Origin of the sequence: Agrobacterium sp. CCNWLW155 (genome assembly GCF_036888815.1) — a bacterium.
Taxonomy (GTDB): domain Bacteria; phylum Pseudomonadota; class Alphaproteobacteria; order Rhizobiales; family Rhizobiaceae; genus Agrobacterium; species Agrobacterium radiobacter.
On the sequence record NZ_JBAKFW010000013.1, the window covers coordinates 62063 to 79262 of the forward strand.

Below are 17200 nucleotides of genomic sequence, written 5' to 3' on the forward strand. Positions count from 1 at the left end.
AACACGCCATTTTATCCGTTCTATCAACGATACGGCGGCGCGAGAGGTTGCGATTTTTGTGCTGCGACGAGATTAATCATTGCTCAGGTAACGAAATGGCTTTGTCTCCAAACATTCAAAACGCGCTCAAACGAATGCGGGAACACCTAGATCAGTTGGACGGGGTAGGAATTACTGCTGGCCGAAAACTGATTGTTGATGCATTTCTTGAGCTTGCAACCACGCACGGTTATAACGCTGTCACCATGCGCCAGCTTGGCAAGGCTGTGAACGTGAAAGCTTCAAGCCTATACTTCCATTTCCCGGGTGGTCGCGACGAAATCATAGTTGAATCGTTGCGCTCAAATTATTCAAGTTGGGGTGACGCTGTATTAAATGCGGCAGGCCGCTGTAAATCAGCGGACGAAGCTTGGGATTCAATTGTCCGCGTGTACACGACCCGACAACTATCGATGCCGGGCCACGTACTGTGGGATATTCTTCTAGCGTCAGACAACTTTGCGCAATTTCTTCCTCGACTGATACGCCAGGAAGTTGACCGATGGCTGTTTCTTGTCGAGAAGTTGCTTGAGGAGGTTGCTGTCGAAATGGGTCATGACGCTGATGCGTTGACAATCCGCACGATTATTGCCGCTTTGGATGGAGCTCCGTCAATTTTCAGGTGGAATGGCGAGGCATCCGATCTGGTCACTCATGCCGAACAGGCTATTTTTATCTCACGCCATGTCTTGCAGATGTCGTCTCCACAAGCGGAAGCAGCTTCTGAGAGCCTCAAAGGAAGTTTCTTGAGAACATCCTCTCAGTTTGGTTCGCAGGGGACACCAAAGCCTCTTTCTCAATTGAAGGTTTCCTAGGGCGTGGTGCATTTATATGGGCACACCGCTGCAGCTTTTTGAAGCTACAAGTTCCTGCTGGCACGAAACCGATTCTGGCGCGACCGGCTTTTGGAAACGCCTGCATTCGGACACCGCCTGAAGAGAAGCTAAATAGTTTCCTCCAGCTATGTTGCCGTCAGAATAGGCGAAAGCAGGTAAAATCCTATTCAATCCTTATGCAAAGGCATGGTAATTTCAGAGGCATCCGCGGGATGCTCTTTGTCTACGTTTATATGATCGCGATCGATTCGGAAGCTGACGCCGGTTTAGTGCTGCAAAGCGGTACAGAGCTTTGTTGCCGGCATTGTTGATCATGAATTCTGTCATTTAAACAAATGACTGGCTCCGGGATCCTGGCTCGCTGAGTCCGTGCCTTTGTTTTCGGTTCACCTAGTTATCTTGTCATCGTAGACAGCCTTGTTCGAGTTTTTAGGTCTTCAACTATTTTCGGGCTCTTCACGCGGCACGGGCGACGCCGGCTTGGCATGACATTTGCTTCTCCTGAAAGCGAACGAGTGTTCGTTCGTTCGTTGCGGGTGAAAACTCGTGCATCCCACAAGATTTTGGAGACCAGAAGTGAAGCATTTCAATTCCATGGAGGCCCGTGACATTGCGCATGTTCTGCATTGTGCAACGGATGCAGTCGTGCACGCCGAAATAGGGCCGACCGTCATTGTGCGTGGCGAGGGAGTCTTCATTTATGACAGCGAAGGAAAGCGCTATCTTGAAGGCATGTCCGGCATGTGGTCGGCTGGACTGGGCTTTTCCGAAAAACGTCTTGGCGAAGCCGCAAAACGCCAGATGGACACGCTGCCTTTCTATCACATCTTCGCGCACCGCTCGACGCCTGTCGTCATCGATCTCGCCGAAAAGCTGATCCAGATGGCGCCCGTACCGATGAGCAAAGCGTTCTTCACCAATTCCGGGTCCGAGGCCAACGATACGGTGATGAAGTTCTTGTGGTATCGCGCACGCGCGATGGGCAAGCCGGAAAAGCGCAAGATCATTACCCGGCACCGTGCCTATCACGGAGCGACCATTGGCACGGTGTGCCTGACCGGTCTCGAGGTCAACCACCGCAATTTCGACCTTCTCGTGTCGGACGTCATCCGCCTGACCTGCCCTCATCTTTATCGTGACGGTCTTCCGGATGAAACGGAAGAAGAGTTCTCGACTCGCCTGGCGAGCGAACTCGAGCAGAAGATCCTGGAGGAAGGCCCGGAGACCGTGGCCGCGTTTATCGCCGAACCGGTAATGGGCGGCGGCGGAGTTATTGTTCCGCCTGCCGGCTACTGGGAGAAAATGCAGACCGTCCTCAAGAAATACGATATCCTGCTGATTGCCGACGAAGTGATCAACGGCTTCGGCCGGACCGGCAAAATGTTCGGCAGCGAACTCTATGGCATCGAACCGGACGTCATCGTCCTGTCCAAGCAACTGACGTCGTCCTACATTCCGTTTGCGGCGATCCTGATGAACGACAAGTTCGTCGATCCGATCATGCAGGCCAGCCATGAACTGGGCGGGCTTTTCCATGGGTTCACCAACTGCGGACATCCAGTCGCCTCGGCCGTTGCTCTGGAGACGATCAAAATCGTCGAGGAGCGAAACCTGCCTGCTCGGGCAGAGGCGATGGGCGAACGCCTCCGGGCAGGTCTTTCGAAGTATCTGTCGCATCCGCTTGTCGGTGAAGTTCGAGGCGTCGGGCTTCTCGCAGCAGTGGAACTCGTGACCGACAAGGTTACCAAGGCCGGTCTGGGCAAGGTTGGCAAACTCGCGGAAATCGCGGCCGACAAGATGCATGACCATGGAGTCATCACACGTCCGGTCTACGACGCGCTGATCTTCTGCCCGCCGATGATCATCTCGGAGGAAGAAGTGGAGTTGATCGTCGATACGCTCGGTAAAACGCTGGACGAGTTGCTCGCAGATATCAAGGCGATCCCGGTCTAAGTCCATCCGCAGCCTTTCGAGCGCCCAGACGATATTGCTCCGGGCGCCGGACACCGAAGCACAAACTGGAGACGCAGATAAGATGAGTTATGTCAATAAGGTGGTCATTGTCACCGGAGCAGGAACCGGAATCGGCCGGGCGATGGTGCAGGAATTCGCTGCTCAGGGAGCGTTCGTCGCGGCGTTAGGCCGCCGCATGGACAAGCTCCAGGGCACGCTGGCATTGCTGCCCGATCCTGGAGCGGCGCTGGCACTAAGCGTCGATGTGAGCGATGCGGAAGCGGTCGACCAGGCGGTAAAACAAATTCACGCACAACGCGGACGGATAGACCTATTGGTCAACAATGCCGGGATCATGGACGATTATACGCCCGTGCATAAGACCGATATCGACGGTTGGCGTCAGGTTCTCGACATCAATATCGTCGGTCCCTACCTCATGTGCCGAGCCGTCATCCCCTTCATGCTTGAGCAGGGCAAGGGCGTCATCATCAATGTTGCCTCGGTGACCGGTTCGAAAGCTGGCGGCGGCGGATCTGCCTATACCACCTCCAAGCACGCCCTGATCGGGTTCACCCGTGCGCTGACGTTCGAGTACGGCACGAAGGGCATCCGCGTGAACTCGCTGTCTCCCGGCGCTACGGCGACCCCAATGAACTTCCCGGAGGATCGGTCGGAAGACTTTCCGGATGTCGAAGCTGCTGTGCGCGATCTTCCCGCCGGACGTTTCTGCCAGCCTGAAGAAATTGCCAAATTGGCTTCATTCCTGGGCAGTGATGCATGTGACTACGTTCATGGCAGCGATTACGTCATGGACGGCGGCTGGCTGACGGCCGGCCACGACCAATTCTAACCTGTTCCCATCCGACTTTCGGGGGTGCCCAAGCACCCCCATCTATACCGTTCAACGGCGTGGATGCCCGAGACGGGGACTGGGTGCTAGGATATACTCCGATCAAAAGCAGCATTGACCAGATCCACCAGGGATACTGGGCGCCACTGGCAAAGCTATCGATTAGATTGTTGACCGCGACGCCACCGAAGACCACAGCAGCGATGACGTTGAACGCATAGGTTGAAAGTGCCAAAAAGGATGCGCCAAGCCCGATGGGGCGACCAAGGCCCATCGTGATATAGGTGTAGAACGCACCAGGGCGCGGAATTCGGCGACTCATGTTGGTGAAGCCAACCGAGAAGAGCAGCATAAATCCCGTCACAACAACAAAGGCGATCGGCACGCCTATGCCGAAGGACAGGTTGTGGGACAAAAATCCAAAAATCACGCCTAAAGGCCCGGTAAAGGCCAGAACGGTGAAAAGAAGATGGGATGTTCCCATGTTTCCTTTCAGGCTGAAATCTTCTATCTTACGGGCCATGGTCGCCGTATCGTCCACAGTCGCGCCTGCCTCAATTGCAATGTCGTTCATCTTACCTTTTCTCCCAGTAAGCTACCCAAATCGCGTTTTGTCATTTGTTCCCAAATCTTAAATGTGCCGACACCATTTGGGCTGCCTTGCCGACATTAGGCAAAAGGCTATGCGAACGGCAGCACGTGGAAGTGTCTCAATCTGGTGCATTCGGAAGGCGGATCCCTTCGAGGGAAGAACGGTCAAACTACCCTTCTCTCCTGTGGACCAAATGCCGTGAAGGAACGACGCGCACTCATTAGTGCGGAGGCTTTGTCGCTGCACGAACTTGTCTGACTTAGGACCGCGATTGTGTCCGTTGGCACTGGTAACAGAATAGGTGACATCGCAATTTCGCCGCGTTGACAAGCCGTTGCATCGATGGCATGCGACAAATGCATGCATTTCAGCCAGGATTTCTGACGCGTAGTGGGTTATCATTATATGTCATTCCGACCTCGTACGGTTAAGGCACTCGATCACATTCGAGAGCATCTTGCTTCGATAGGCAGGTCTCACATTACGCCAGGGCGTGCCTTGATTTTGGAGGCAGTTTTTAAACTCCTCGCGTCGGAAGGATACGCGTCAATTTCGATGCGAAGGGTGGCCACCGCTGTCAATTTGAAGCCGTCCTCAATCTACTCGCACTTTCAAAATGGCCGCAACGAGATCATTTCTGAAGCATTGCGATGGAGTTATCATGGTTGGGGCGTCGAGTTTCTGGCGACGTCCGAAAAGGCTGAAAATGCGAACGACCTTTGGGACGCGCTGATCACGGTTTATGTGCGGCGGCAGTTGACCATCTCGTCTCACGACGTATGGGACATGCTTTGGGCAATGGACCAAATTTCTGAATTTCTCCCCGATGATTGTCGGAATGAAATGCGCGTCTGGTTATCGATGATTCACGAGTTGATGCGTGCGATCATTGTCGAAATGGGATTTGAGTTCTCGGAGCCATCTCTTCGGCTCGTGATTTCCGTGCTTGACAGCGCAACCTCATGGTGCGGCTGGTCCAAAAAACCGGAAGACCTTCCATATCATATAAATACCGCGAAGAAGATAACCCGGATGATCCTGCAACGGAAAGACGTGTTCGACGCCACGACGTAATTTAATGTACGGCGCGATCACCCTCTTGAAAACGGGCTAACGACGATCGACGTTCACTTGCCAGCCGTGAGCCATCGGTTTCCCAGCCTGACGACTTGTCAGATGCTGATGCCAGCCTGCTCCCGCAGTTGCTGCGGCTGCCCGGTCTGCGAGGCGATCGTGGCCGCATCGGCGATCAGTTGCGCCCGCAGTCCGTCTTCGCCTGTCGGGCTTGGAGAGTGCCCTTCGCGAATGCAGTCGAAGAAATGCTGCAACTCCCGTTCGTAGGCGATGGCGTAACGCTCCAGAAAGAACTCAACATACCGGCCCTTTTGAACGCCGGTCGTTCCCGCAAAGGATATCATAGTTTCTGGGATGTTTTGGACCTGAAGCATCCCACGGGAACCGTGCACCTCGATGTGTTTAAGCATGGAATGTTATGTTCGGTGCTGATTGACAGTTTGTCCGTCCGCATGCTCCAGTCCATCGAAATCTTCGGCGCGATAGCGCAGCAGTACGGCACCGTAGAATTTGGTGTTGCCGCCGTTGGTAGTAGTAGTTTCCCGGATTGAAAGCCGCTCCGTCGGGGCCGTACCAGTTCTCTTTCGGGCGAAAATGGCCGCGCTGGAAAATGGCCCGCGGATCGCGGTTTTCGGGGCTATCCTGCAACTGATGGCCCTTTTCGAGAATGACGATTCTTGCGCCCGTTTCGGCCAGCGCCCACGCCATGGTGGCGCCGCCCATCCCCGAGCCGATGATCACAATGTCGGCTGAATCCGATCCACACTTGAGCATGCGCTATATATCCTGATTTCAAACAAGCTGCGGTCTGAAGCGCGCGACGAGGGGCCGTGCGGAAACCTGAACGACAGCGCTGCTCCGTACTGAACTGTCTCGCGAAGACGTCTCGGCAAAGCATACGACGTCTTGCGCTCTCGTTCGGAAGCGGTCCAGCGCGACTACGCCCCGCGAGGGTCCCAAAGCCGTGCCTTGGTCGTTGCCTCGTATCCCTTGCCGTTGGGATAGCACATCAACTCCATTTGGAGTCCCCATGGTGCAAGGAAGTAGAGCCAGGTGGTTCCCTCATCTGGACCTTCCGGTTCCACTACTGGCTCGCCGAGAAGCCGCACGTTGTTTCCGCGCAGATGGGCAATGGCTTTTCTCATGTCATCGACATAGAAGGCAATGTGATGCCCCCCGACTGCACTGTTTTTCGGAATGGCGTTCGCCTGATCGGGTGACTCGTATTCGAAAAGCTCGAAATTCGAGTTGTTGTGGCAACGCAGAAACGCAACCCCGCGGATGCGGGAACGGGGATGAACGTTCAACTGATCCGACATGAAGGTACCTTCGTCGCTGAATGCACCAGCGCGATAGATGAGCTCGCATCCGATCACATCGCTGAAGAAGGCAATTGCCTCATCGAGATTGGGGACGGTGAGGCCGATATGATCGGTCCCGCGCAACCCCGGAAGTCCTTTACGCATTTCGTTTCCTCTAATGACTTGGGAACGTCGGGGACATCAAATCCTCGACCGGTCGGCCTGGCGGTTTGAGAGAAATACAATCACCAGGCAGACGAACATCAATAGCGAGAAGACCGCATTGACTTCTGGCGTGAAGCCGAAACGGAGTTGGTTGAATACCCAGATCGGAAGGGTCGGCGAGCCGCCGGAAAGAAACAACGTGACCATGACGTCATCAGCGGAAAGGGTCAGCCCCAGGAATGCACTCGCAAGAACGGTGCCCTTGATCAGCGGCCAAAGGACCGAAGTGAAGCTTTTCAGCCGATTCGCCCCGAGATCGAGCGATGCCTCCATCAGGCTCGGGTCGATCTTGCGAAGTCTGACCAGGACCATCAGCAAGGTGACGGGCATGACGAAGCTCATCTGCCCCACGATAATGCGTGGGATTCCCGATGGAATTCCGAAGATTTCCGTGCCGAGCACCATCTCGATCCCCAGGACGACGCCAGGCGTCGCGACCGGCAGCGCGAAGGCAAGCTCGTAGTAACGCGCGCCCTTCAGTCGACCATGATGGATGATCACCGCAAACAGAGTACCCAGCCCGGCGGCAAGGCATACGACGCTGATTGCGACAATGAGCGAACGTTGCGCAGCGGCGATCAGGGATTCGTTGCTGGCCAGGGAAGCGTACCACTGAAGCGATAGCTCCTGAAGCGGGAACGTCTGCACGGACGACGAATTGAGCGAGAAGATGAAAATGATGGCAAGGGGTGCATAAAGGTAGACGATCGCCATGCCGGTACCCAGGACGCCGATCAGGCGGCCTATCGTATTCGATGCGGTCACCGTCTGGGCTTGGCTGTTGTCGCCCTCGACACTGAGCATCACGCCTCGCGATGGACACAGGGCAAGAACGATCGACAGGAGAACGCCAACGCTCACCATCAGTACAACGGCCGCAGCCGCGCCGTATGGCCAGTTGTTCGCGAAGCCGAACTGTGTGGAAATGACGACGCCAACGGTGGTGCCGTCGATACCGCCGATCATGGCGGGCGTGACAAAGTCACCGACGGTCACAAGGAACGCCAGGGAAAACCCGATCGCGAAGTTTCTTCTCGTGAGCGGCCATACTAGAGTCACGAACGTGAAAAATGCGTTCGCTCCAGAATCCTGTGCTGCTTCGATCAGATCCTGTGGGATTTTCTCGAAGGCACCCATCGTGGAAATGAAGATAAACGGGATGGCGATATAGGCAAAAACTAAAACCACCGCGAGAGGGCTGTAAAGAAAGGCATTCGTGGGCTCCTGCAAGATCCCAGACGACACGAGAAATGTGTTCAGCACGCCGGACTGGCCGAGGATGACACGCCAAGCGAAAACGCGCATCAGCAGGCTGATCCAAAGCGGCAGAATAATTAACGTGGTTAGAAGCGCCCGATTGCGGGTGGCAACCCTGCCAACGTAGAACGCCAGGGGATAGGCGATGAACGATGCGACGAAGCACCCCGCGAAACTATATCCGAGCGTGCGTCCCAACAGCACCCAAAAACCGGAGGAATTCCAAAGTCTCTGGTAGTTGGCGAGTGACGGTTCGAATCTTATCACACCGCCGGTGGACTTGAGAAAGCTCACGCCGATCAGCAACAGACTCGGCATGACCACGATGAGGACAAGCCAAGTCAGGATGGGCAAGCTGATCAGAGCGGAAGAGGCCGCCGCCTGACATCTCTGCAAATTCCAGCGTGAAGTTTGCGAGCCCACGATCTGGCCCGCGGAGGAGACGACACCATCAGTCATGGAACACCTGTGAGTTCGTCAGGTCGAAGTCGAGCCAGACCGGTTGGCCAACTGCAAAGGTGGTTTCACGGGCCGCTGGCACCGAACCGATGAGATGCAGATCTCCGCAGCGCACATTTACTTCGCAATTCGTTCCGAGGAACAGCACGTCCTCCACTACGCCCCGCATAGCTCCAGCAGCAGAATTGGACGCCTCCAATTCGCTTATCTGGATCGCCTCGTAGCGTATCGCCATCCGTGCCGAGCCGGCTTTGCTTGACGTCAGCCCCTTGATGCGGCGGCCCATTATTGATCCGGTGCAGCCCTCGACGCCGTCTTCGAATTCGACAGGCAGGAGGTTCGACCGACCCACAAACCTGGAGACGAATTCATTCTGCGGCGAAAAGTAGATCTCTCTGGGCGTAGCGAGCTGCGCGATCTCCCCGTCTTTTACGACGACGACACGGTCCGACATGGAGAGTGCTTCACCCTGATCATGGGTAACATACAAGAAGGCAATGCCAAGCTCCTTCTGTAGCGCGACAAGCGTGTGCTGCATCTGCTGACGGAGCCTGAGGTCCAGCGCTGCAAGCGGTTCATCGAGAAGCAGAAGTTTCGGACGGGACACCAGAGACCGGGCAAGGGCGATGCGCTGGCGCTGCCCTCCCGAAAGCTGGTGCGGCAGCCTGTCGCCGAAATTGGCCATCTCAACAAGCGTGAGCATGTCGTCGGCCTTTCTGCGGCGGTCCGGTCCCCATTCGCCCTGCATGCTCAAGGGATATTCGACGTTTTCCCGCACCGTGAGGTGCGGGAACAACGCGTAACTCTGAAAAACCGTTCTGACATCGCGCTTGAATGGCGGGACGTTGTTCACGACCTTTCCATCCATGACGATGTTGCCGTGATCGAGGCGCTCGAACCCGGCGACGGTCCGTAGAATCGTGGTTTTACCCGAACCGCTCGGTCCTAGGATCGAGAAAAACTCGCCCGGCTTCACAGAGAACGAAACCTTGTTGAGCGCGGGCTTTTGAGCACCTGTATAGGTCTTGGATACGAGGTCCAGCGATAGAACCGCCGGTGTCTGGGTAATGCCCATGGGGCTAACTCCGTTTGACTGTAATGGATTTAAAGCGTTCCGGCGAGGAAATCGCTCCAGATCTGAATGCGGCGATCCACATCTTCCGGCTCACGCGCAAACAGCAGGTTCTGCTTGAAGGAGGGATTGTCCGCGTCAGGGATATTCGTGCTCTTCAGCTCTTCATCCGTCAGTCCGCCCTTGAGAGCATTCTCTGCCGTGAGGACACCATTGCTCGCTGTTGCTTTCATGAACCGGGTCTGCCACGCGACGGACATGGTATCGTCGAGGAACTTGTAGACGATGTCGCGCTGGCCTTTTGGGCTGACATACGTTCCTTCGATCCAGGCAGGCGTGCCTTCTTTGGGTAGGATGTACTTGAAATTTTTGCCCTGAGTCCGTAGCGAGTTGACGACCGTCACAAGATGGCAGTAGCCGATGACGGCTTCGCCGGAGGCGTAGAGGGTCGTTGCGTCATCGAAACCGCGCGTTACGACGCGCACCTGACCACGCAGTTCGCGAAGTGCATCCGTTGCGCGTCCGAACTCTTCTTCGGTGAGATTGAACGGATCTTTGGCGCCCACATAAAGCGCAATCATCTGAAAATTGACGGTCGCGTCGTCGAACGTGGTCACCCGGCCGGTATATTTCTTATCCCACAATGCCGCCCAGCTTGTCGGCGCTTCCGTAATAACGTTCGCGTCGTACTGCAGCGGCTGCGTGCCCCAATGCAGCGGGATGCCCATCAAGGCCCCATCGACGGACAATGGCTTTTGCCAGTCGAGGGCGGGAAGGATATTCGCGATATTCGGAACTTTGGCTGCATTGAACGGGGAAATAAGCCCCGCCTTGTTGAGTCGGCCTGCGAGAGACGCCTCTGCATAGATGACATCGGGCTTGACTGCGCCAGACATGAGCTGCGCAAAAACCTCGTCACCGGACGAAATGAGAACGGGCTTGATCTGAACGCCGCCGTTTGCGTCCTGCCACTCCCTCACCCACTCGGCCGGTTGGTATCCTTCCCATGTGAGAAGAGTGATGGGCTCCTCGCTCGCCCACGCCTTCAAGTTGAGAGCGGGTGTGAACAGGGACGTGGCGGCTAGAGCACCACTTGCCTTGAGAAGAGTTCTACGGCCGGTGGGCTTCGACAGGATTTGCGTCATGAATATGTTCCCTTGTTTTTGTTGAGCTATATGAGACTGCTTTGGAGCATTGCTAATTGCGTGGGGCTCCGGCACACATTGGGCGTCTTAGCCCAATCTTTCGAAACGTAGTCTTTGCCCAGAGTTCGAGTCACATGGCTGAGGCAAGTCGCACCCAGCATAGCTACTTCACAGGTACAGCTATGTGTTGTGTACTTAACGTCACCGCACCTTGACTTGGCACCAAAGAGGTCTCCGTGTTGTGGGTTGCAATTGAAATCATTCGGCCGACATCCGTCACCTTTTTCCGACAACGACCTGGAGAGCCAGAGGCGCGCTCATATACGTCGATCCTGCGCCAGCCGTCGAAATCGATAACCCGCTCCGCGATCGGCGGGAACACTGCCTCGAACCCCGGCTTACCGAAGCTCAACCGTCCACTTGCTGCGCAGTCGAAGATCGTTTCGGAAACTTCCTTCGCGCAACGGCGGTTTTCAGCGATCGTGCCGACTGGACCTCGTCGAAGCCAACCCACACGAAACACGTTGGCGCGGCACCAAGCCTCGCTCGGTGCCGGGATGTTGCGACCTTCGCCGGCAACAAACCCAATAGCCGTGATAATGGCATCGGCTTCGAAGCTGCGGGGAACTGACCCGTTAGTGGTTAAAGTATGCAGGGCCGTCACATGCCCGGCTTGGGTTACGCAGCGAGGCTCCAGGCCGAAATGAAACGTAACGCGTTGCCTCGACGGAACGTTGGAGGTAGCTGAAGCCTGAACCGCTGCTCTCAACGCCGTTACTTGTGGCCCGTCCTCCGTATCAGAGACGCCTTCAGCGAGAATCTCAACGTTGGGCAGCGCACATAGTTCTCGAAGCATTGCGACGTCGAACTTGGCCAGACTTGCCGGCGAACGACCCACTACATCTATCGACGCCAGCGGAGCGGGCCGAATTGCTTCAAGCACATCATCGTTTAGGTCGGAACCGGACAAATCCGCTGGCGCCTTGCACAATAAGCGCACTACGTCGACGGCGACATTACCATTCCCCACGACAATCAATCGTTCGCCGAGCGGCCTGATTTTATCCATTTCTTTCGTGGCCGATGAGGGATACCCGTTCAAGGCACGCAGTATGCTTCCAGCGCCGACGATTCGAGCCCCAGGACTTTGCGGCACAGGAAGGAGCCGATCTTCCGGAAGTCCGGTTGCAAGAACAACGATGTCAAATGCATCCGCCAACTTTTCGAACTCAATATCTTTTCCGACTGAGACGTTCCCAACAAAACGGACGCCATCACGCTCAAAAAGGCGATCGAATTGGGCGGTGACGGCCTTTGTTCCTTGGTGGTCAGCTGCGACCCCATAACGAATTAAACCATAGGGGACAGGAAGCGCCTCGAAGATTACGATTTCGGCAGATGGCCATCGCTTGCGAATAAATTGGGCCGCGTAGCACCCAGAGGGGCCACTTCCGACAATTGCTACGCTCTGTTTTTTGTCCTGCTCCATCATCCGGTGCTCACTGCTTCTACTAGGTTAAATTGGGCGATGGCGGTTAGCGCCCATCTAACTAACGGCCGTTCGGTTATAGCTCAGCAAAAACCGTGCCAATTCCCCGAATCAAGACAGATGAAGCATTGCTATTGACCCCGGCGGACGACTGGAAATCCCTTGAATTTCGTTTGTTTCCAGATAGTTATTAATGACATCGTGCATGGAGTAAAGGATGTGGGAGAACGTCACCTGCGCATTTCAAAGAGCTGTTGTGTCCCGCTAACGCCAGATCAAACATTCATCAATCTCGAAATGCAGTCGCTTTTTTTTTAGTCGTTGCCGGGAGGTAAAAAAGTGCCAGTCACCTTGAAGATTTGATCTCGGTGATCAAGGATGCGAGGTGGCAGATCGAGCGGATCGGACTTGAGCTGGACCGCTGTCGAAATGAGTTTATGTAGGCTTGCCAAGGCAGGATTGCCGGTGATCTGCATCGAGACCAAGCCTGCCAAGGCATGTTGAAAGCCCAACTGAATAAGACGGGCCGCAACGATGCAGGCCAATCTCTAGCGGCCTGTGAATGTGAAGATACTGGCGAGCCAGAAGCACTGGGCATTGCTGACCGCGCGCAAACTCCTGCAGGAAAAAACTATCGCCATCGAGAATGATATTCGCGGATTGTTGCGCAGCTTTGGTCTGAAAGTCGGTCCGGTCGGCAAGGTTAAATGCGAGGAGCGAATCAATGAACTGGTCGAAGACAGGGCTGATCTATACGAAATCGTGCAGCCATTCTTGGCTGCACGCAAACTGCTGCGCGAGGAGTGGTGCAGGGCACCGACGGCGTCGCCGTACCTTGCCTCTACCCCGGCGCAGCCCATCAGCGATTGGACTGCGAAAGCAGCTTATGACGGTCTGCGCCCTGAAACTCGAGCATCCACCCCGGATACCAGGCCGGCAACGTGGTTACTCTGGCAATCGCCTCTAGCTCGTCCCCGGCAAGCGCCAAATCGGATGCCCTGAGGTTGTTCTCCAACTGATCCATCCGCTTGGCCCCTATCAGGACCGACGAAACCACCTTCTGGTGCAGGAGCCATGCCAACGACACTTGTGCAATGGAAGCTCCATGCGCGTCGGCGATGGAACGCAGCACGTCGAGTGCTTCATAGCCACGCACCTGGTCCACCGGCGGAAAGGCAATAGCTGCCCGACGGCTTTCCTCGGGGGCTTGTTGGCCGCGGAGTTGCTTGCCGCTCAGGAAGCCACCAGCCAGAGGGCTCCAGACCAGAAGGCCGAGGCCCTCGCTTTGCAACAAAGGCTCCAGTTCCCGTTCCAGGTCGCGACCCACCACCGAGTAATAGGCTTGCAGCGAGGCAAACCCTGTGAGGTCAAGCCGCTCAGCAATCCCCAGCGCCTTGGCGATCTGCCAGGCGGCCCAATTGGATATGCCGACATAGCGGACATGCCCCTGGCGGACGAGATCATCGAGCGCGCGCAGGGATTCCTCGATTGGCGTCGCTGGATCGAAGCCATGCAGCTGATAGAGATCTATGTAATCGACTCCCAGACGTCGGAGGCTGTTCTTGGCTGCATGAAGCAGGTGCGCGCGCGACGAGCCCGCATCGTTCGGGCCATTTCCCATCGCCAGAAACGCCTTGGTGGCAATCAGGTAGCGCTCGCGCGGCACGCCCAGGCTCCGCAGTGCTTCACCGAGAATCTGCTCAGAGGCGCCGAGTGCATAGCCGTCAGCGGTGTCGAACAGATTGACGCCCGCTTCGAATGCACGTGACACCAGCGCGTTGGCTTCCGATTGTCCCAATCCGCCCAGAGCGGGTAAACCCTCGTTCTCGCCGAAGGTCATCGCGCCGAGGCCTAGTTCCGATACAAAGAGTCCCGAAGTTCCAAGACGGTTGTATTTCATTTGCCTTCTCCTGATTTCGAATGGCGGCCTCACGAAGTATGCGGCCGTACGGCAACGTGCCTAATCGAGTCTTATTCGCGCACGCAGGCGCGAATTGAGGCTATCGACCAGCCACAGCAAACTGCCCCGGACCATCCCGTGCAGGCGGGCCTGATGGCTTCGATAGAGCGCGATATGTCCGAACTGGGCGAGCCGTCCGCGTATGGTGGTTTCCTTGAAGAAGCCGAACTTGCCAAGAGACCCGTAGGCCCCGTATTCACCCAATGACACCAATGCGCCGAAGTCGCGGTGGCGGAAATCCGGAACGGGTGTGCCTTGCAGAACAGCCCCGGGTAGATGCCTGATCAGGTGGTGGGCCTGCTGATGAGCAATCTGGGCCGTGGGTGGCAGCGGGCGCTCCATCCCAGGCAGTTGCAAACTGGCGCAATCGCCCACTGCATAAATGTCAGGATCCAGCGTGCTCTGCAGTGACGACTTCACGAGCAACTGATTGGCGCGGTTGTTTTCCAGGCCTCCGAAGCCGTTGAGGAAGTCAGCAGCCTTGACGCCTGCCGCCCAAACTTTCAGCGAGGCTTCAATTCTCGTGCCGTCGCATAACACGAAGCCGTGTTCATCCACTGAACCGACCTGGGCCTGCGTCATCACCTTGACACCAAGAGCCTGCAAATGATGCAGGGTAGCGGCGGAAATATCCTCCGGAAACGCGGGAAGGAGCTTGGGGCCGGCCTCAATCAACGTAATACTGATACGAGAGGCCAGATCATATGCTCCATATGCGACGGATGTTTCAGTCAGTTGCACAAGTTCGGCAGCCAACTCGACACCGGTTGCGCCCCCTCCAACAATGCCAATGGACAGCTGTCCATCCTGCGCGAGGCACTGCAAAATACGAAAGCGGATTTCCTGATTAAAGGCCTGGGCCTGCTGCCGGGAATCAATTCGCCGGCACCAGGTTGAAACGCCTGGCGTGCCGAAGTCATTGGCCTGGCTACCCAGCGCAATAACAAGAGTGTCGTACCCCAAGGTACGTTCAGGGACCAGCAGGCGTCCATCGGGAGAATGGAGTGCCGCAAGCTTTATCTCACGCGCATTCCGATCCAATCCACAGATCTCGCCCGGCTCGAAGGAAAAGCCCGAATTGTGCGCCTGGGCGAGGTAAGGGGTCTGTTGCTGGGAAATATCCCGGGTTCCGGCCGCGATGGTGTGCAGCATCGGCTTCCACACATGCGCCCAATCACGGTCAACCAACGTCACCGATAGGAAATTTGCGCGGCGACGGTTTTTTCGCGCCAGCATGGTCGCCAGTTCGAGACCGGCGATACCGCCACCGGCAACGACAATGTGATGCCGGGCATTCTCTCTGTTCATAGTGAATCCTTTACCGGTGAGAGCAGCTCAGGTTTTGTCTGCATGCCCTCTCCTGCCAGACAGTCAGTCCGGGAAATACGCTTGATGAAACTTGTGGTGCTGGCCTTGGCCGCATCGGCCAAGGCCAAACCCCGCGCAGATCCAGAGCGGGCAGAATGTGAAGGCGGTTACCAGGGACCCTGGTTGCGCCTACGCGGCGGTCTTATCCGCGATATTGATGATCTTCGACTGCGTGAATTCTTTCATGCCCTCGATCCCGGATTCACGCCCGATCCCGGATTGCTTCGCGCCGCCGTAAGGCGTGTCATATGGCATGTCGAGGTGCTGGTTGACCCAGACCGTACCAGATTGAATACGCAGGGCGACCTGCAAGCCGCGATCGGCATCGTTGGTCCAGATCGTCCCGCCGAGGCCGAACTCGCTGCTGTTGACGCGCTCGATCACTTCATCGATCGTGTCATAGGCGAGCACGGGGATGACCGGCCCGAACTGCTCCTCGCGGACAAGCGGGGCATCGTCGGGAAGATCGCGGATGATCGTAGGCTGAATGAAATAGCCCTGTCGCGGCAACGCGCTTCCGCCTGCGACCACCCTGCCCTGACCGCGCGCGCTTTCGATGAAGCCGAGCACCTTTTCGTACTGCAGCCTGTTCTGGACAGGCCCGATTTGAGCTCCCTGATTGAGACCGTCATCGACCACAGCCTGGCGTGCCAGGTTGCCGAGTTCATCACATAGCGCATCGTAGATCGTCCGTGGGGCGTAGATGCGTTTCGCGGCGAGGCAAATCTGGCCGGAATTCAACATGCCTGCGCTGAACACCTTCGCCGCCGCCTCTTTCACATCGATATCGTCGAGAATGATCGCCGCGTCATTGCCGCCGAGCTCAAGCGTCAGCCGCTTGATTGTATCTGCGGCGCTGGCCATCACGCGCTTTCCTGTCGCGCTGGACCCGGTGAACGTGACCTTCGCCACGTCAGGGTGTGAGGTGATCTTACCGCCCAGATCGTTCGCATCGATGATCACGTTGAAGACGCCAGGCGGCAGGATCCGAGAGGCTACCTCGCCAAGCAACGCCGTGGTCAGCGGCGTCGTGGGTGCGGGCTTGGCCACCATTGTGTTGCCGGTGCTCAGCGCCGGCCCGACCTTGATCAGCAGCAGCGCGACCGGAAAATTCCACGGCGTGATCGCACCAACCACGCCAAGCGGCGTTCGTTGCTCCAGTATCCTGCCATTCTGCGTCTCGCGACGCGTCGTCAGCGGGAAATCCTGTTCTGCGAAATAGCGTAGAGCGCCGATCGAATAGGCGACCTCGGCTGTTGCAAAAGGAAGGGGTTTGCCTTGTTCGCGGGTCAGCAGTTCGGCGAATTCGCCCTGCCGTGCTTCCATTGCGTCGGCAAGCCTGACCAGATAGCCGCGGCGCTCATCGTGACTGAGGGCGGCCCATGCCGGAAAGGCGCGCCTGGCTGCGGCAATGGCCTGTTCAAGCTGCTCCTCATCCGCTCGAGCACATGTCGCGAAAACCGCACCAGTCGCGGGGTTGATCACCTCAAGGGTCGATGCGCCGTCCACAAGCTTGCCGTCGATCAAAAGTTTGTATGACATGAGTTAAACTCCATAATTCGAGAAATTTATTCGCC

At 56.5% G+C, this 17200-nt stretch carries 14 protein-coding genes and 2 pseudogenes; 5 read left to right on the forward strand and 11 right to left on the reverse strand.

Features of this window, described 5'->3' with window-relative positions; translation table 11 throughout:
* Window positions 1-95 precede the first annotated feature (95 nt).
* From V6S97_RS25095 to V6S97_RS25105, 3 genes are all read left to right on the forward strand, one after another.
* Complete coding sequence (locus V6S97_RS25095) at window positions 96-854, forward strand: TetR/AcrR family transcriptional regulator (RefSeq protein WP_334427902.1); 759 nt, start codon at window positions 96-98, stop codon at window positions 852-854.
* 615 nt (window positions 855-1469) lie between these two features.
* Window positions 1470-2828 carry an aminotransferase gene (locus tag V6S97_RS25100; protein ID WP_334427930.1) on the forward strand — a complete coding sequence of 453 codons (1359 nt, stop codon included), beginning with the start codon at window positions 1470-1472 and terminating at the stop codon, window positions 2826-2828.
* Between the two features lie 82 nt (window positions 2829-2910).
* Window positions 2911-3681, forward strand: a complete 771-nt coding sequence (locus V6S97_RS25105) for an SDR family NAD(P)-dependent oxidoreductase (protein ID WP_334427903.1) — start codon at window positions 2911-2913, stop codon at window positions 3679-3681.
* On the opposite strand, the gene V6S97_RS25110 is transcribed toward V6S97_RS25105, so the two are convergent.
* Window positions 3638-4255 carry a hypothetical protein gene (locus tag V6S97_RS25110; RefSeq protein ID WP_334427904.1) on the reverse strand — a complete coding sequence of 206 codons (618 nt, stop codon included), beginning with the start codon at window positions 4253-4255 and terminating at the stop codon, window positions 3638-3640. The two genes, V6S97_RS25105 and V6S97_RS25110, sit on opposite strands and share 44 nt — an antisense overlap.
* 423 nt (window positions 4256-4678) lie before the next feature.
* On the opposite strand from V6S97_RS25110, the gene V6S97_RS25115 reads away from it, so the two are divergent.
* Window positions 4679-5347 carry a TetR/AcrR family transcriptional regulator gene (locus V6S97_RS25115; protein ID WP_334427905.1) on the forward strand — a complete coding sequence of 223 codons (669 nt, stop codon included), beginning with the start codon at window positions 4679-4681 and terminating at the stop codon, window positions 5345-5347.
* A 98-nt stretch (window positions 5348-5445) separates the two neighbouring features.
* Here V6S97_RS25115 and V6S97_RS25120 read toward each other — a convergent pair whose 3' ends face one another.
* From V6S97_RS25120 to V6S97_RS25150, 7 genes and pseudogenes are all read right to left on the reverse strand, one after another.
* The gene (locus V6S97_RS25120; RefSeq protein WP_334427906.1) at window positions 5446-5757 is read right to left on the reverse strand and encodes a Gfo/Idh/MocA family oxidoreductase; all 312 of its coding nucleotides are present in this window, start codon (window positions 5755-5757) and stop codon (window positions 5446-5448) included.
* A 33-nt stretch (window positions 5758-5790) separates the two neighbouring features.
* Window positions 5791-6121 (reverse strand): annotated as a pseudogene (locus tag V6S97_RS25125) (FAD-dependent oxidoreductase); the annotation flags it as partial.
* A 164-nt stretch (window positions 6122-6285) separates the two neighbouring features.
* Window positions 6286-6813: a VOC family protein gene (locus V6S97_RS25130; protein WP_334427908.1), complete on the reverse strand. Its 528-nt coding sequence runs from the start codon at window positions 6811-6813 to the stop codon at window positions 6286-6288.
* Between the two features lie 36 nt (window positions 6814-6849).
* A complete protein-coding gene (locus V6S97_RS25135) occupies window positions 6850-8448 on the reverse strand; it encodes an ABC transporter permease subunit (RefSeq protein WP_334427931.1) in 1599 nt (532 codons plus the stop codon).
* 133 nt (window positions 8449-8581) lie between these two features.
* Entirely contained in the window at window positions 8582-9664 is a 1083-nt protein-coding gene (locus tag V6S97_RS25140) for an ABC transporter ATP-binding protein (protein WP_334427910.1), read from the reverse strand.
* Between the two features lie 29 nt (window positions 9665-9693).
* Window positions 9694-10806: an extracellular solute-binding protein gene (locus V6S97_RS25145; RefSeq protein ID WP_334427911.1), complete on the reverse strand. Its 1113-nt coding sequence runs from the start codon at window positions 10804-10806 to the stop codon at window positions 9694-9696.
* A 163-nt stretch (window positions 10807-10969) separates the two neighbouring features.
* Window positions 10970-12298 carry an FAD-dependent oxidoreductase gene (locus V6S97_RS25150; protein ID WP_334427912.1) on the reverse strand — a complete coding sequence of 443 codons (1329 nt, stop codon included), beginning with the start codon at window positions 12296-12298 and terminating at the stop codon, window positions 10970-10972.
* 332 nt (window positions 12299-12630) lie between these two features.
* Here V6S97_RS25150 and V6S97_RS29245 point away from each other — a divergent pair.
* Window positions 12631-13102, forward strand: a pseudogene (locus V6S97_RS29245) (IS110 family transposase); the annotation flags it as partial.
* 52 nt (window positions 13103-13154) lie between these two features.
* On the opposite strand, the gene V6S97_RS25160 reads toward V6S97_RS29245, so the two are convergent.
* From V6S97_RS25160 to V6S97_RS25170, 3 genes are all read right to left on the reverse strand, one after another.
* Entirely contained in the window at window positions 13155-14195 is a 1041-nt protein-coding gene (locus V6S97_RS25160) for an aldo/keto reductase (protein ID WP_334427913.1), read from the reverse strand.
* A gap of 60 nt (window positions 14196-14255) precedes the next feature.
* Entirely contained in the window at window positions 14256-15563 is a 1308-nt protein-coding gene (locus tag V6S97_RS25165; RefSeq protein WP_334427914.1) for an NAD(P)/FAD-dependent oxidoreductase, read from the reverse strand.
* A 189-nt stretch (window positions 15564-15752) separates the two neighbouring features.
* Entirely contained in the window at window positions 15753-17150 is a 1398-nt protein-coding gene (locus tag V6S97_RS25170) for an aldehyde dehydrogenase family protein (RefSeq protein WP_334427915.1), read from the reverse strand.
* Window positions 17151-17200 lie beyond the last annotated feature (50 nt).

Excerpts from the sequence above, each read along its gene's own strand:
- V6S97_RS25165 (WP_334427914.1), bottom strand. The coding sequence starts at position 15,563 with ATGAACAGAGAGAATGCCCGGCATCACATTGTCGTTGCCGGTGGCGGT.
- V6S97_RS25105 (WP_334427903.1), top strand. The coding sequence starts at position 2,911 with ATGAGTTATGTCAATAAGGTGGTCATTGTCACCGGAGCAGGAACCGGA.
- V6S97_RS25130 (WP_334427908.1), bottom strand. The coding sequence starts at position 6,813 with ATGCGTAAAGGACTTCCGGGGTTGCGCGGGACCGATCATATCGGCCTC.
- V6S97_RS25140 (WP_334427910.1), bottom strand. The coding sequence starts at position 9,664 with ATGGGCATTACCCAGACACCGGCGGTTCTATCGCTGGACCTCGTATCC.
- V6S97_RS25120 (WP_334427906.1), bottom strand. The coding sequence starts at position 5,757 with ATGCTTAAACACATCGAGGTGCACGGTTCCCGTGGGATGCTTCAGGTC.
- V6S97_RS25145 (WP_334427911.1), bottom strand. The coding sequence starts at position 10,806 with ATGACGCAAATCCTGTCGAAGCCCACCGGCCGTAGAACTCTTCTCAAG.
- V6S97_RS25110 (WP_334427904.1), bottom strand. The coding sequence starts at position 4,255 with ATGAACGACATTGCAATTGAGGCAGGCGCGACTGTGGACGATACGGCG.
- V6S97_RS25115 (WP_334427905.1), top strand. The coding sequence starts at position 4,679 with ATGTCATTCCGACCTCGTACGGTTAAGGCACTCGATCACATTCGAGAG.
- V6S97_RS25100 (WP_334427930.1), top strand. The coding sequence starts at position 1,470 with ATGGAGGCCCGTGACATTGCGCATGTTCTGCATTGTGCAACGGATGCA.
- V6S97_RS25150 (WP_334427912.1), bottom strand. The coding sequence starts at position 12,298 with ATGATGGAGCAGGACAAAAAACAGAGCGTAGCAATTGTCGGAAGTGGC.
- V6S97_RS25160 (WP_334427913.1), bottom strand. The coding sequence starts at position 14,195 with ATGAAATACAACCGTCTTGGAACTTCGGGACTCTTTGTATCGGAACTA.
- V6S97_RS25095 (WP_334427902.1), top strand. The coding sequence starts at position 96 with ATGGCTTTGTCTCCAAACATTCAAAACGCGCTCAAACGAATGCGGGAA.
- V6S97_RS25135 (WP_334427931.1), bottom strand. The coding sequence starts at position 8,448 with ATGCCGAGTCTGTTGCTGATCGGCGTGAGCTTTCTCAAGTCCACCGGC.